General features: G+C 41.9%; 12 protein-coding genes. 9 read left to right on the plus strand and 3 right to left on the minus strand.

Going from position 1 to position 16,026, the window contains the following annotated elements; genetic code table 11:
- Positions 1-11: 11 nt before the first annotated feature.
- The 7 genes from NH399_RS20855 (at position 12) to NH399_RS20885 (ending at position 7,167) form a co-directional block, all read left to right on the plus strand.
- Positions 12-557 (plus strand): RNA 2'-phosphotransferase, encoded by a 546-nt coding sequence (locus NH399_RS20855; protein WP_253043136.1) that lies wholly within the window; start codon positions 12-14, stop codon positions 555-557.
- Between the two features lie 20 nt (positions 558-577).
- A complete protein-coding gene (locus NH399_RS20860) occupies positions 578-1,447 on the plus strand; it encodes a cyclin-dependent kinase inhibitor 3 family protein (protein ID WP_253043137.1) in 870 nt (289 codons plus the stop codon).
- A gap of 11 nt (positions 1,448-1,458) precedes the next feature.
- Positions 1,459-3,252 (plus strand): isochorismatase family protein, encoded by a 1,794-nt coding sequence (locus NH399_RS20865; protein WP_253043138.1) that lies wholly within the window; start codon positions 1,459-1,461, stop codon positions 3,250-3,252.
- Positions 3,253-3,447: 195 nt separating this feature from the next.
- A complete protein-coding gene (locus tag NH399_RS20870; protein WP_253043139.1) occupies positions 3,448-4,089 on the plus strand; it encodes a hypothetical protein in 642 nt (213 codons plus the stop codon).
- A gap of 145 nt (positions 4,090-4,234) precedes the next feature.
- Positions 4,235-6,244: a marine proteobacterial sortase target protein gene (locus NH399_RS20875; RefSeq protein ID WP_253043140.1), complete on the plus strand. Its 2,010-nt coding sequence runs from the start codon at positions 4,235-4,237 to the stop codon at positions 6,242-6,244.
- Positions 6,241-6,819: a sortase gene (locus NH399_RS26030; RefSeq protein ID WP_253043141.1), complete on the plus strand. Its 579-nt coding sequence runs from the start codon at positions 6,241-6,243 to the stop codon at positions 6,817-6,819. Before NH399_RS20875 ends, NH399_RS26030 begins: the two co-directional genes overlap by 4 nt.
- Positions 6,820-6,909: 90 nt before the next feature.
- Positions 6,910-7,167 (plus strand): hypothetical protein, encoded by a 258-nt coding sequence (locus NH399_RS20885; protein WP_253043142.1) that lies wholly within the window; start codon positions 6,910-6,912, stop codon positions 7,165-7,167.
- 41 nt (positions 7,168-7,208) lie between these two features.
- Here NH399_RS20885 and NH399_RS20890 read toward each other — a convergent pair whose 3' ends face one another.
- Both NH399_RS20890 and NH399_RS20895 read right to left on the minus strand, forming a co-directional pair.
- The gene (locus NH399_RS20890; RefSeq protein ID WP_253043143.1) at positions 7,209-8,597 is read right to left on the minus strand and encodes a nicotinate phosphoribosyltransferase; all 1,389 of its coding nucleotides are present in this window, start codon (positions 8,595-8,597) and stop codon (positions 7,209-7,211) included.
- Between the two features lie 62 nt (positions 8,598-8,659).
- On the minus strand, positions 8,660-9,700 hold the full coding sequence (locus tag NH399_RS20895) for a bifunctional nicotinamide-nucleotide adenylyltransferase/Nudix hydroxylase (protein ID WP_253043144.1): 1,041 nt from the start codon (positions 9,698-9,700) through the stop codon (positions 8,660-8,662).
- A gap of 670 nt (positions 9,701-10,370) precedes the next feature.
- Here NH399_RS20895 and NH399_RS20900 point away from each other — a divergent pair.
- Positions 10,371-12,290, plus strand: coding sequence for an EAL domain-containing protein (locus tag NH399_RS20900; RefSeq protein WP_253043145.1), 1,920 nt, complete (start codon positions 10,371-10,373; stop codon positions 12,288-12,290).
- Positions 12,291-12,375: 85 nt separating this feature from the next.
- Here NH399_RS20900 and NH399_RS20905 read toward each other — a convergent pair whose 3' ends face one another.
- Positions 12,376-13,317, minus strand: coding sequence for a porin (locus NH399_RS20905; RefSeq protein ID WP_253043146.1), 942 nt, complete (start codon positions 13,315-13,317; stop codon positions 12,376-12,378).
- Positions 13,318-13,758: 441 nt separating this feature from the next.
- On the opposite strand from NH399_RS20905, the gene NH399_RS20910 reads away from it, so the two are divergent.
- Positions 13,759-16,023 (plus strand): ABC transporter permease subunit, encoded by a 2,265-nt coding sequence (locus NH399_RS20910; RefSeq protein ID WP_253043147.1) that lies wholly within the window; start codon positions 13,759-13,761, stop codon positions 16,021-16,023.
- The last annotated feature ends 3 nt before the right edge of the window (positions 16,024-16,026 follow it).

Below are 16,026 nucleotides of genomic sequence, written 5' to 3' on the forward strand. Positions count from 1 at the left end.
ACAATAAAAAAATGAAAACGAATGATGTGCAGCTCAGTAAGTTCTTAAGTTTATTACTGAGGCATAAACCAGAAACCATTGGTTTGAATTTAGATGTCAATGGATGGGCTAATATCGATGAGCTTATTGAGTTGAGTGAAAAACGAGGCAAGCATTATAGTCACGATATTATTCGCCATATAGTCGAGACCAACGATAAAAAACGTTTTATTATCAGCGATGATGGCATGCGCATTCGGGCAAATCAGGGACATTCCATTAATGTGGATGTTGAGCTAAAGGCGATGACACCGCCTGAGCGTTTGTATCATGGTACCGCCACCCGCTTTTTAAAAAATATCATGGCTCAAGGGTTGATGTCGGGTAGTCGCCAACATGTGCACTTGAGTGCCGATCTGGTGACAGCAAAAAAAGTCGGCATGCGTCACGGAGTGCCAGTTATTTTGGAAGTTGATACCTTGGCAATGGCGGATGATGGTATGATATTTTTCTGCTCCGAAAATAATGTGTGGCTTACCGAGCATGTGAAGCCACGCTATCTGCGTCAATTGGACTAAACCAATAGTGTGAACAACTTATGAAAGATCCTTTGCTCAAACAAGTTATTTCAGCTCAGATTAACGCTTACTCATTTCCTTTGGAAATAAGAGCCTTGTCTGGCGATTGTTCTGTCTCCGCGAGTTTAACCAAAGAAGGTATTATTCAAATAGGAGAGAAGGCATTTGTGCAACCCGATGACGCTATGACTTTCGCCCTGAGTCATTTGGTAGAGCCTAAGTCCGCTTTAACTACAACGAGCAATGGTTGGCAGTTTTGGGGATGGTTTAATCCTGCTCGAAATGCATGGACACCACTAGAGCATATGCGTGCAGAGTATGTTAGCCGACAGCAAGAGCAGGAAATTAAAACCAGCGTGACTCACCCCCTGCGAATTGATTATGTAGAAGTTACATCGGGAGGGCGTATCGGATTGACATTTTGTCCTGGTAAACAGGGTTACGGATTATATGGTGGCGAATGGCAGCGAGATTTGCAATTGGATCTTGAGAGTGTTCAACAATGGGGAGCTCTTCATTTGATCAGTCTGATGGAGGTGCATGAGTTTGAGCTGCTAGGAGTGAGTCAGTTTGCAGAGGCTGTTAAGGCATCAAACTTAAAATGGCATCATCTGCCGATTAAAGATATGGATATACCCGGCGATGCTTTTGAGCATCTGTGGCAACAGGTAAAAGATGACTTACATCAAACCTTGGCCGAACAAGGCGCAGTAGTTATTCATTGCCGCGGTGGTTTAGGGCGTACGGGCATGCTTGCAGCTAGAATGTTGATTGAATCAGGAGTGTCTCCAGAAAAAGCCATACTCAAAGTGAGGCAGGCGCGACCTGGCTCCATAGAAACTTATGCCCAAGAAGAATATGTTTTAACCCAGCCATGGATGTCTATTTAACAGGATTAATAATGAAAAACTTGTTATTAACACAGTGTTTACAAAATGACTTTGTTCAATCTTATAAAGCGGAACAATCTTTACCCAATCCTTTGCATATCGGGTATGACGAGTCGCACCGCTTGATGGGATTAGAGCCTGAACATGGACCTGTTAGTAAGTTTATGGAGTGGACGAAAACACAAGGCCAGCAATTAGCGGTTTTTCATATTCGTGATTGGCACGATACTGAAGATCCTCACCAACAGTCGCACCTGAAACAATTTGGACAACATTGCATCAAAGATAGCTATGGTGCTGAGTTTGTGTTTCCTGTCGATGAACAGAAGGACACTATTTTTAACAGTACAACGCTCAATGACTTTGTCGACAGTGGTTTGTCGGATGCATTGGAGCAAGCCTTACCAGAGTTAGAACGTGTCGGTATTATTGGTGTTTGGACCGAAGCCAAGGTGATGTTTCTTGCTTATGAATTAACAACACGATACCCGCAATTAGAGGTTGCTATTTGTAGTGCTTTGACTGCAAGTTCTTCTCGCAGTCAGCACTTTTTGGCCTTGCAACAGTTGGAGCGTATTGTGGGAGTCAAGGTGATTGACTCCATTGGTGAGTTTCAGCAGTTTTTAGGCGGAGAAGGGCGTCATATTGAAACTTTGTCAATCAACGAATCTTTACAAATAAATTACCGCGATGACGTTGAGCTTATCGAACATGATAAGAAGTTATTAAACTACCTTTTTAGAGATTGTCGTTCTGTTGACTTAAAAGTGCTTGATGGTGGATTCTCGGGCAATCTTGTGGCAGGTGCCAGCAGTATTGATATTTATGGTCAAGAACAAACGCCCCATGTCGTTAAAATTGGTGAGCGACAATTGATGGCACAAGAAAGAACTTCCTTTGAGCAAATTGAAACGGTATTAGGAAATAATGTACCTGCTATTGCAGAGTATGCCGACTTCGATACTCGTGGAGCGATCAAGTATCGTTATGCTTCAATGGGAGAGGGAGCTGTTTTATCTTTTCAGGATGTTTTCCAACAGGGGGCTGATGTTAGTAGAATCAAGCATTATCTTGACGTTACTTATAATCAACAGTTGGGCAAGCTTTATCGAGCCTCTGTCAATGAAAAGCAGTGTTTGCTGGAGTATTATTGCTTCGATTCGTCCTGGGCTGACTCAGTAGAAAAAAAGGTAGTTGCTCTTGTTAATAGCTACCAGGATTCTCCTGAGCTAGAGCTTTATGCTGGTAGAACCACATATAATCCTGCGTGGTTTTATCGATATGATATTGAACAACTTAGACCTTTGAATATAAGAGCTCCTTTTGCGTTTATTCATGGCGATTTAAACGGAGCGAATATTCTAGTCGACAATAACGATAACCTATGGCTTATCGATTTCTTTCATACTCATAAAGGACATGTTTTTAAAGATTTTGCAAAGCTGGAAAATGATATCCTTTATATCTATACGCCTGTTGAGAGCGAGGAAGAGTTAGTTACAGCATTCGATTTTACTGACTTTCTTCTAGATAGTGAGGACCCATTTTCTCCTTTAAGCTTGCCGGAGCAGTTTTTATTTACGCCTTTTGAACGGAGTTACCAGGTACTGTGTTATTTACGTCAACAAGCCGCGCAATACCTGGATGGTGAAACAGAGCAGAAGCAACTCCAATGGTTGATTCCTCAGCTTAGGTACAGTGTACATACCATTGGTTTTGATGAGCCAAATGAATATCAACGAATTTGGGCATTGTATACGTCTGGTAAATTGATTGAGAAGTTAAAGCAATGTTGTTTGAGTTAATCGTTGATACTGAGGTTCTGTATTAAAAGTGGTATCAAAGAGAAGGGGATTTCTCCTAATTATGAGAGACACATTAATAATGTGATTAGGTATTTTGATTCAGTAACTTCTCTTGACATAGAGTTAGCCTCTGAACTCTCAGTACTGAGGCATAGCTCTATCTCTATTTAATATCTTATTGAATAAGGAATTAGTATGGCACAAAGGCCTGTTTTTAGCCCATCTAACGATCAGTCTTGGGTTTCTGTAGCATCAGTTGAGTTCACATGGTTCGGTGGTTTTTCGATACAACAAAAACAACGCTGTATCCAATCATTGCATAAAGCTTTCAATGTTGGTGGCGATAAGAGGATTCTGGAAATTTCTTCTAAATCGACAGAGTCGATGGGTGTCAGATTGAGTGCATTTAATTTACGCGATTATTTTACAGGCGTTCCATTAGAATGTGCTTTTCAGGCGGCTAAAGTTTTTACTTCTGCTGGCCCTTTTAGTGATCTGTTGGAGAAAACTCCGAGAGATGCTAAACGTGATGAGCGTCTTCGAAACTCCGGCCCTATGACACACTTTCTTCATAATGGTTGTACTTGGCCTCTTGAACCTAAAACTATGTTTTACAACTGGCTATACCTTAATGCGGTCTATCATGATCCGCAGCTTAAAGATGTGTTGCTGGCTTATGATGCATTTACTGATATTGAGTTTAATCCTGCACGTTCAATCAATTGCCAGGCTTATTCTGCCGCTCTTTATGTCTCATTACATAAAGAGGATTTATTGAAGCAAGCGTTGTCATCGCCGGAGAAGTTTTCCAGTACAGTGGCTGGTAGGATTCTTTAGTATTTGTATGTAATCAGCGAGTGGCAATTTTGTGGCTATTGTCACTTTTTTGCCACAATTGCTCATAGTTGGTCAGAATCTAGAGAGATAGCGGCACCTTTTGGTTGTTCTAATCATCATACGATGCTTGATTTAGGACACATTAATGAAATATCTGAAATACTTGTCACTCTGGGTTTTGATTGTTGTTTTTCCTCTTAGCTCTTTTCCTCTTATCGCTGAAACGTCTGAAGAAGTCACTCAGGGCTCCCTAATATTTGAAACAAAGAACTCTGGCTCAAGGCAGGCCCCTTTGCTTAAGACATTAGTGAGTATGGATATTCACGGCTTAGCAGCGAGGGTGAAAGTAACGCAAAGCTTTATCAATGAGTCTTCAGACTGGGTTGAAGGAAAGTACGTCTTCCCTCTGCCAGATAAGTCGGCGGTTGACCATCTAGAAATGAAAATCGGTGAGCGACTGATTATTGGGGAGATTAAGGAAAAGACAACCGCGAAGAAGATTTATCAGTCCGCTAAAATATCTGGTAAAAAAGCTTCTCTTATCGAGCAGCACAAGGCTAATGTTTTTTCTTCATCGGTAGCCAACATTGCGCCTTATGAAACCATTGAAATCACTATCGAGTATCAGCAGGATGTTTTGTATCAGAAGGATGATGGCTATTCTATCCGCTTTCCAATGACGATGACACCACGATATAAGCCTTCGAAGATTGTTCGCACGGTTTTTGATAAGCCTGAAGATGGGTTTGCTTCTTATGCTTCATCGGTTGTGAATTCTCCTAAAATCAATGAGGAAAGCCAAAGAGAAAACATCGTCTTGATGGATATTCGCCTGAATGCTGGCTTTTCCCTCGATAGTCTAGAGAGTACAAGCCACTCCATCATTTCTAAACAGGCTTCTAATACTGATTTTGTTATTGAACTTGATAGAGGAAAAGCTCTTGCAGATCGAGACTTTATCTTGAATTGGCAGCCTGTCAACAGCTCACAACCTCGAGCTGCTATTTTTTCCGAAACGAAGAACAACGAGCATTTTGCAAACATCATGATTATTCCGCCGGATATTGACTCAGCTGATTCTGCTCCTGTTTTATCGAGGGAGGTGATTTTTGTGATTGATACTTCTGGGTCGATGGCTGGAGAGTCAATAAAACAAGCTAAGTATGCTTTGAGTGAAAGTCTTAATACTTTGAGGTCGGGTGATTGGTTCAATATTATTGAGTTTAACTCGCGTTATCGTCGACTTTTTTCATCCGCAAGAGTGTTTGACCGGAGCTCTAAAAAAGATGCTTTGGATTTTATTCGCCAGCTTCGCGCTGATGGAGGAACAGAGATGCTTTCTGCCATGCGAGCGGCGCTTGATGATAAGGTAAGATCGAACAAAGTGCGTCAAGTAATTTTTTTGACCGATGGGGCTATTGATAATGAATCTGAGCTGTTTGCTGGTATAAAAAGTCACCTTGGCAACTCTCGACTTTTTACCATTGGAATTGGCTCCGCGCCTAATGCCTTTTTTATGAAGAAAGCAGCAAGCTATGGTCGAGGAACTTTTACCTTCATTGGTAGTAGTGCAGAAACGTCAAGTAAGATACAGAGCTTGATGAAACAAATCAGTCGACCGCAATTAAGTCATATTGACATTCGTTGGCCAGATGGTATGTCGGTGGATATGTGGCCTCGTCGAGTGCCTGATCTTTATTCTGGAGAACCTCTCTGGATCAAGGTGAAACTGCCTGAGCTGAAGGGGCGTCTTGCGCTTGAAGGTCGAATGGAAGATACCTTGTGGCAGACTGACTTATCCTTAAGTGGGCACAAAAGCATGTCTGGTGTTAGCAAACTCTGGGCTCGAGAAAAGATTGCCGGCATTATGGAAGAAAGTCAGCATGGCAGAGTCAGCCCTGAACAGAGAAGCCGTATTGTAGACGTTGCACTTAAGCATCATCTTGTTAGTCGATTTACGAGCTTAGTCGCCGTCGATAAAACACCTGCTCGAGTTGCAGAAAAACTGGTGGCGCGCCAATTACCCGTGCACAAACCCAAAGGGCAACTTGCTTATCCCAAAACAGCGTTGGATCTAGGTAACCTCTCTGTATTCAACTGGATGCTATTTGTTTTTTGTTGTGGTGCTCTTGTTATGGTTAGGCGGTGTCTGTGAGAAGTTTACTAACAGCAATACTGTGTGTTGGTATTGTTGTCTCAGCAAGCCCTGTTGTTGAACAGGGCTACTATCAGCTTAAGTCGATAGCTGCTCAACATTTATTGAATAATGCTTGGCTGAAAATGCAGCAAAATGGTTTATCTCTATCACAAAAAGTTAAACCCTGGCCCTGGGCTGATAGCTGGCCATTGTTTAAGCTGCACTTGCCTAATACAAAGTCTCTTATTGTTATGTCCAGTTCTAGCGGAGAAAGCTTGGCTTTTGGACCTGGCTTACATAGTTCACAAGTACTTCCGGGGGATATTGGTAATAGTTTGATAGCCGCTCATAGAGACACACACTTTGCGGATATACAAAGCTTACAGATGGGAGAGTTGATTCGTGTCGAAAATTCTAGTGGCGTCTTTTTGACGTTTGAAATCGATGATATCCGGGTGGTTGATAGCCGCTTGGAAGTGCCTGTTCTCGAATCTGATATCAGTCGTGTGACGTTAATATCTTGTTATCCCTTTGACTCTTCGGTGAAAGATCCTCCTTTACGATTTCTAGTAAGCGCTAAACGGGTTGTATAGAGTAAAACGAAAACAAATGCACAATTTTTTCATATTATTTACATATTTTATCAATAGAATTTTTGAATGGTTTTTGCGAGTGAGAGAGTAATGAGAATAAAGATTATCCTTTTTATCGTGGCTGTATCATCTATTCATTTACATGCAAGTGTCTCTGGACAAAAGAAGATAAAGCCTGTTCCTTCTAAAGCCGCTATTAAAGCGTGTGCTGGGCAATCTTTAGGGAAAGAGGTTGCTTATATTAACCGTGGTGGACGATTGATATCTGCTGTCTGCCGCAAAGCTGATGGGAAGTTATTTGCTGTCCCTAAGAGTTTTAGAAAGTTGTTACCAACAGCAAAAAGTTAAGAGGTGGTTGCCATCTTTATTGACGATGGCAACCGTTTTGATTAGTGGTATTGGCTAGCTCGAAGACGAATATCATCCAGCTTACACTCTTGTAGAAGCTCGCCGTTTCTGAATATGGTTTTTAGCAGGTTCGTTCTGTCTCCCAGATTATTTTCTCGAACGGTCTTAAACTCACCCAGCTCATTTTTTATCAAAGCTAGTCGACCTTTTTTAGAACGCTTGCCTTGATCTGTAATGGGATCTTTATAAACGTCTCTCCATAAGCGTTGAACACAGGCAGACGATGCCTTCATTGCAAACTTGAGAGTGTCCCTGTTTACCTTCTGCAATAGTTCTGCACCCATGCCAAAGGCCACATTATCGGCGCTTTGCTTTCTTACTCTCATAGCTTCGAGGATTGCTTCAATGGTTTTTAGAGAAACGCCATCACCTTGAATCACACGAATGCAATCTGGCAAAACTCGATAGCCTTTGCTGTTAGTGGTATATCCAAAAGCCTTCATCAGGCGTTCGATAGTCTCTGTAACTATTGCAATGGGATCTCCACTATCGGGTCTCACAACCAAAGTGCCGCCACTTTGTTCTACTTTGGCTTTTAATTCTTCACCCCAAAGATTATCAATGGCATTCCACAAATCATAAGAGTCACTGACAACGGCTACAATTTTATCGGGGCCAGAAAATTGGTTAAGCATATTTTCATAAGCTTCTTTTTCTTTGTGTTTACCCCAGCAGGTAATGGTGCTGTGCTCAGCAGCAGGGATAGAGAAACCTGCCATATCTGCATGATAGTAACGTCGAGCTGCAACAATCGCACTGATGGTATCGGTGCCCTGAAAGTTAGCTAAGTGAGCCAGTCCACCTATGCCAGCCGTTTGTTCAGAGCTTGCACCTCGAGAACCAAAGTCGTGAAGTTTAAATGGCAAACCTGAGGTGTCTTCGGCTGTTTCAAGTAGATATTTCTCGATAAGCTTTCGACACTCAAAAGAAACTGTTGCAACGGTAGTCGGGTACCAGATGGCTCTGAGTAGAGCGGTTTCTACATAGCTGGTTAACCATGCACATTGAGGATCCGTGTTAATCACCTGCGCCATAACATTTTGTACGGGTAGTAATGTGCCTTCATCAACCGCCTGAATTTCTATTGGTAGCAATCCATTGTGGTATTCCAGAATATATTCCCAACCTTCGCGATTGAAAGGAACGCCGTGTGCCTGAAAAATCTCATCGGCTTCATCAATGTCCTGTTGAGTAATCGGATGGGTTAGATATTGCTTAATGAACATCTGCAAACCGAAAACCAGACTGTGTTTAAATTCACCACCGCGAGACTCGATATAGCTGTTGATATATTGAGTTCCCTGGGGGTACTGCAAGTAGTGTGATGTTTTGTATGAATCGGTGTTTAAAATTAAATTTTGTGTATTCATGATGGAGCTCCTCCTATCAAATATTTATATCCACAGGTCTTTCCCGTTGGAATCTTTGTTTCTTACAAGCCAATCATTGATTGGATGATGAAATAATGGTCTTCGAACAAACTGCCTGGTTCCAATTCTGAGAGAGGCAGCCAAAATGCATGTTCTGCATCATCTGAGCCTCTTACTTTGGGTAAGGTCGCATTCGCTTTTAGTTCGAAGTGAAATGCATGAGTGATGGTGCGTCCTCGAGCAGAACGGTGAGGATCATCAAACACTCTTTGAGAACTTAATGAGCCTTTGAGCACGGGCTCAGGAACTTTAAGTCGTGTCTCTTCGCGTAATTCTCGGATGCAGCCATTAAGCAGTGTTTCGTCATTCTGGACAAAGCCTCCTGGTAGCGCCCAGAGTCCTTTGCCTGGTTTGGCTTTTCTCTTAATCAGCAACAAATGACCACTTTGGACCACAACGGCATCGACGGTTACAAATACAGGAGGATAAGGTGATTGTTCCCAAGCACTTTTGTACTTCTGGACAAACGTAAGCTCTTCCTGAATGTTTTTATAATCGTGAGTCTTTGCGTATTCCTTAAGATTGGTTTTTACTGCGCAGGGCAAACAGTCAGAATCAGTGAGGCTTTCTGCATCAGCAAAAAAAGTTTCGCGCAGTGTTGTCGCGCTGATACCTTGAAAGTTATCGACATTAACGCCCTTCCACTGTGGAAAAAGATTCAGATAGTATGATGACTGATCTTTGCTGTGCCCAATAAGACCAATTTTTGGGGCTTTGTGAGGAACCGGATTATGAGCAGTGACCAGTCCAGTTACCGTTGCCTGAACATTTCTGACCCAACTTTCGTCGTTGTAGACAATATCCATCAGTGGGGCAATGTGCAGTCTTCGGTTTTGCTCGTCGCTAAGGCAAGCTCGAATCATCTGTTCACGTTCTTGGACGGTCCAAGGATTGCGCACCGATCGCGGTTGGTGGGCTGAGCCGCACAAAATAATTAATTGCTGGCTTTGTTCTAGCGCTCGGTTAATAACTTTCATGTGCCCATTGTGTAATGGCTGAAAGCGACCAATAAACACCAAAAAATCAAAGGGTTTGTTATTCATATCAGCAAACTCCTTGCTGGGTGGTTGTTGACAGAAAACGGTCTATCCATTTTCTTCATTCGTTGGTCAGATGTGCTCTGACGGTTGTATGGTGGCATAAAGCCACTAAGTCTTCAAGTTTTATTATGAATAAAGTGACAAAAAAGACAATGGCATGAAAGTTTGCACTCATATTTGATGTCAGAGAAAAGCCGCCAATTTCATTAAGATTTAGTATTATCTGTTAGCAGAAAGCTTTATAAAGTGTTTTTTTGGGGTTTGTTGGCGCTTACTATGTTGTCGCTTCTTTACTCTTTCCTTGATTACTTTGCGTTGTTGATTGCGAGATCCGAAGACACAGGTACTTTAATCACTCAATAGCTTGTTGCGCTAAAGCTGGTGCTTTCTATCTCAGTTCCTTCAGTGTTAAGGCTTCGTAAAAAAGTTTGTTACCAATAAGTTACTACTATCGTGGTACAGGCTAATCGATGAAAAAGTACGAAACTTACGTTTTTCGACTATGCTTTTTAAGTGAAGTGTCAAAAGAGGGATGATCGAAATTCTTGTTTTAGCTGACTCAATTGTTTAGCCATGACTGCGAAGCCGTGGGAATTGTTGTGGAAAGCGTCCCAAACAGATAAGCTCGGAATGCGGATCAATACTTATAACTAACTGGACCTTGTAAATTATCGTGATTGATGAACTGGTAAAAAAATGTCTTGGTGCATGGATCGCTGCACTCGTTTTAAGTGCGTGGTTACTAACTGATTTTGTTGCGGAACAGAAGAATCTTTTGATTCAGCAAAAGCTTGATTGGATGCAAGAAAAACAGCAATTCATCACGCAAATGACGAGGGGAGTTAAGTGGCAAAATACTGCTGATCGTCGTCATGTTTTTGCTGAAGTGGTTGAACTGGACGGCATTGTCGAAGCTGTGTTGGTTGAAGACAATAATGTATTAGAGACTTACAGTAACACTGAGGAGCTGGGAAGCCAAAATGTGATGAGCTGGACGATTCCAGTTTCGAGCGACGGCTATGATTTTGCACTTACCATTCGTCAGTTGTTACCCGATGGAGCCTGGTCTGTTACACGTGTGTTTAGTTGGCAAATTCTTTTATTGCTGGCCGTTATTTCTGGAGCAGTTGTGTACAGCTGGCGATTATTTGAAGGCTTCCGTTGGTTAGAAGAAAAATCAGAGTTGATTTTAATGGGGCAATATTCCGAACAGAACTCAGATAATCATCAACATGGACATCTTAATCAAAACTCTGCTATCGAGCAGGTTCTTAATGAATATGTGGTAAATCGAACTCAGCATACAGAGTTTACTAATCAGCTACGCCGACATTCATTTGTTGATGCGACTACCGGCCTTGGCAATCGAGATTACTTTGACGCTGAGTTAGAAGTGCATCTAAAAGTCTCTGAGCAAGTAGTTAGCGGTGCAGTTATCTTTTTGTCATTTGAACCTTTGTCTGATCTTGATCATGATGATCGCAATGAGTTTGATTCTTATATTAAAGCCATTGGCGAATTTGTTAATGCCACCACGGAGCAGTATGAATTATGCTGGGCTGCTCGGCGCGGACAAGTTGATTTTGCTATTTTGGTTCTGGAATTAACTCCCGATAAAGTGCGCCGATTATGTAAAATGATGATCAAGGATTTATCAAGAAGCTTGTTTGATGCTAGTCCGTTTAAGATGAATTATGTCAGTGTTGGAGCTGCTTTTTTTGTTTCTGGTGAGAAGTCGTATCACGTCTTGTCCCGAGCTGATATGGCCCTTAGACATGCGCAGCTAGAAGGGTTTAATAAGTACCACATGTACAGTGCTGAGAACATCGGTAATGATGTGGTTAAAGGCAGCGTTCGTTGGCGCGCCTTTTTGCAGAACGTGTTAGAAAAAAGAAGTGTTATCTTATGTTATCAACCTCAATTTTATGATGAAGATATTCAAAGCTATGAGGTTTTAGCGCGTTTAAAAGATAGAGGAAAACTAGTCCCTGCATCTGTTTTCTTACCTATGGCTAACAGTTGCGGACTGGCCGCTCAGTTTGACCGAGTGATAGTCGATATGGCGTTAAAAGAACTCACTTTTTCTGACGAGATGAATCAAGTTTTTCTGAATATTAATATTTTTCCACAAAGCTTAATGGATCGGACTTTTGTTGAGTGGTTAGTTCAGCGTATCGCTGGCCACAAAGGACTTGCTCACCGAATTATGTTTGAAGTTAGCGAATTTTCAGTGTGTAAATATATTAATGAATTGTCTTACGCTATGGAAACCTTATTTGAAATCGGTTGCCGTTGGTGTATTGAACACGTTGGTGATCCTACTGCCGATCTGGATTATATCAATCAGCTTCCTATTTATGCTTTAAAGCTGGATCAAACCATTATTCGTAGTATTCAAACTGGTGACGAGAGAACTTTATTTATACAATCTTTGGTCCATTCTACTCAACACTTAGGGATTCAGGTATGGGCTGATGCGGTTGAGTCTGAATCAGAGTGGCAAGTATTACAAAGTGTCGGTGTGACAGGAGGGCAGGGATACTGGTTTGCGAAACCAGAAAACTCAATATCGAGTCATTTGGTTCACCACTAGTTGCATTGTATTTTTTAGATTCAATTCCTTCAGACATAAAAAAAGCGCTTCGATTGAAGCGCTTTTTTATTGCTTAAAGCTCAAATTAGAATTTGTGCTCTAAACCTAAGCCGATCCAGCTTTTGTCTGTACCAGCTGCATCTTCTTGATCAGTGTAGAAAGCGTAAACTTTAGTTTTCTTTCCTAACTTGTGATCGATACCGAATGAAGTCATTTCTTCATCGATAGTACCTTCGTCAGACTCACCAGTTTGAAGTTTGAAAGTGTTGTTACCCGTTTTATAAGCAACACTTACGATGTAACCTTCTTCATCGATAACACCATTGTCGTGCTCGTTGTAAAGGCCACCAAACTGCCAGTTACCTAAGTTGTATTGAGCAACGAAACGAGTGTTTGTCTGGTCAACGCCAGCAACATCGTTATCTTGCGCGAAAGCTACGAACAAGTCTTTGTTGCTCCACTCGACAGAAACAGAAGATGCTGTACCGAAATCATCTTGAGAAGTTTCTGCTGCGCCTTTAGCTGGAGTAGTTGCTGCAACTTTAACTTTGATGCCGCCAGCGAATTTAGGAGTCGAGTATTGAACCAAGTTGCTCGCACGAACTTCACCACCTACAAGGTTCTTGATATCACCTTCTAAGTCGTTGAACAAATCGATTTTTTTCTGAATCTTTTTAGTTGGAGTGTCGTGACGACCAGCGATAACCTGACCGAAGTTACCTTCAAGACCAACGTACTGGTTACGTGCTTTAATGTGGTCATCAGAAGCTTTTGCGTTATCAGAAATGTCAACTTCCCACTCTACTTTATAGATAGCTTTTAAGCTGTCAGATAACTTAGCTTTACCTTTGATGCCAAAACGAGAAGCGTTGCTTTTTACTTCGTTTCCGTCTAAACCATCGTCAGTTACCTGAAAGCTAAGGTTTAATTTACCGTATACAGTAGCTGCTTCACCAGCAGATACGTTCATTGCCCCTAAAGTAGCAGCTGCGATAGCTGACAGAGCGATCTTCTTGGTTAATTTCATGGTTTTCTCCCGGTTATGAAATTTTTTTGTCTTTTGAATGCGATTTTCTTTGTCAAATCAATGAGCGCAATATTAGCGACGAGATATGACGTTTTTATTGCAAGTATGCACGGGAACAGCAAAAAGATAATAAAGGGGAGTAAAAATGCTTATAAAACAAAGTGTTCTGATCGTTAAACAAGATTACTTTTTCTTTTTCCTAAATTATATTCTCGCCCAGTACTACACTAATGTTACAGTTGGCGCACATTTTCTTTATTTTGTCACCAATTGTCAACCGGTAATAGTGCGGAAATCACTTATTTTTCATAGTGATAGGCGTTCGGAAATTATTATATCTGAATTATTACAGTGCTTCATAAAAGTGTCATAAACTCAGTTTAGAATAGCCCGCATTAAATTTTATCTATTCATAAGAGAAAGGCGATTTCCGTGCAATCAATGAACGATTCTGTAAAAGACAGTGTCCGTGCACTCTTAGATAAGCAAACTGACAGTGGTCATCATACTTGGCGACGAGTCAAAGATAACATGGCTCGATACGGAATTGGTCTTGGTGGCATTTCTGTCATCATCGCTGTAATGATGATTTTCTTCTTTTTGTTATACGTTGTTCTCCCTATTTTTAAAGGTGCTGAAATTCAGGCGGGTAAAACACAGAGCTACCCAGCTGAATCTTCACTGTTTTGGGGAGTGGAAGAGTACGGTGAAATTGGCTACAACTTGAATGCCGAAGGCTCGGCTTTGTTTTTCGATACGAAAACTGGACAGCCTATCGATCAGTATGAACTAGAATTGCCCGGCGGAGCTAGTGTAACTAGTGCTGGTTATGCTGATGTTGAACAGAACATTGTCGCTTTGGGTCTTAGTGACGGCAATTTGTTGTTCGCAAAGTTTAAGTTTGATATCAGCTATCCTGATAACAAGCGCAAAATCACGCCCAGCATCACTTATCCATTTGGTGAAGATGTCATTGAGCTGTCAGACTCACCTATTGAAAAAATTTCTGCTTCTTTATCTGAAGATACCTTAACGCTGGTCGCTGCTGGTGCAGGAACCGAGTTTTCTTATATTCGTTTTGCCTTGGAAGAGTCCTTTAGCTCTGACGGCTTTTCTTTAGAAGAAATCGACCGTCAAGAAGTGACAGCCGATACACCTATTGATTTCTTATTCACTGAGCCTACGGGGATCTGGGTATATGCGGTGTCCAGAAATGGCGTATTACAGAGCTTTCTGTTTAGTGACTCAGAAGAAAAATTACTTGAAAATGAAAAAGTTGCGTTGGTTGAGCCTGGTGTAACGGTACGTGATGTAGATTTGCTAGTCGGCGGGATTTCGATGATTGTAGCCGACGACAAAGGAATGATTACACAATGGTTCCCAGTCAGAGGTGAAGACAACGTTTATAGCATGAAAAAAGTGAGAGACTTTTCTTTTAATGGCTCTCCTATCGTGACTGTGGCCCCAGAAGTTCGTCGCAAAGCCTTTGTCGCTCTTAACGAAAACAACGAGTTAGGGATGTTCTTTACATCGTCCCACCGTGTTGTATTAACCGAGCAGTTAGATTCTCAGGTCAGTAAAGATGCGCTAGCGTTGTTTAACCCTCGTGCCAACCAGCTGCTTGTAAAAAATGGTCAAGAGTTGATGCGTTGGGATGTGGATAACGAACACCCTGATTTATCATGGAGTGCGCTGTGGGGCAAAGTTTGGTACGAAAACTACTCTGAGCCAGAGTTTACCTGGCAGTCATCGGCATCAACCAGTGACTTTGAAGCTAAGTTTTCTTTAGTTCCCTTAAGTTTTGGTACGTTAAAAGCAGCCTTCTACGCGATGTTGTTCGCGATGCCACTGGCAATTTGTGGCGCGATATTTACAGCTTATTTTATGGCGCCTCAAATGCGACAGATGGTTAAGCCTGCCGTCGAAATTATGGAAGCCTTACCTACCGTTATTCTGGGATTCCTGGCCGGCCTATGGTTAGCACCAGCTCTGGAGGAACACCTACCAGGCGTCTTTATGCTGCTGATTGTCATGCCTTTTGGAATCATACTCTTTGGTTTAGCTTGGCACTTTGCACCTGTAGAACTAAAGCATCGCATTCCTGATGGTTGGCAAGCGGCGTTATTGATCCCCATTATTATTATTATTGGCTGGCTCAGTATGTCATTGAGCTATCCAGTAGAGCAGGCCTTCTTTGACGGCAATATGCCAGAGTGGTTACGTCAACATGGGATTACTTACGACCAGCGTAACTCTTTAGTTGTTGGTATCGCGATGGGCTTTGCGGTTATACCAACCATCTTCTCAATTGCTGAAGATGCTATTTTCAGCGTTCCTCGTCATCTTACTAATGGTTCTCTTGCCTTAGGTGCAAGCCCGTGGCAAACCTTAGTAAGAGTTGTACTTCCTACTGCCAGCCCTGGTATTTTCTCCGCGGTGATGATTGGTATGGGACGTGCTGTTGGTGAAACGATGATTGTTCTGATGGCAACGGGTAACACACCTATTATGGAAGCGAATATCTTTGAAGGTATGCGAACCCTGTCTGCCAATATTGCTGTTGAAATGCCTGAGTCTGAAGTCGGTTCGTCTCACTATCGAGTATTGTTCCTCGCAGGCTTCGTATTATTTGTATTTACCTTTGTTTTCAACACGGTTGCGGAAATTGTTCGTCACCGATTACGTCGAAAATATGGTTCTCTTTAACCC

Origin of the sequence: Pleionea sp. CnH1-48, assembly GCF_024124665.1 — a bacterium.
Lineage (GTDB): Bacteria > Pseudomonadota > Gammaproteobacteria > Enterobacterales > Kangiellaceae > JAMXSB01.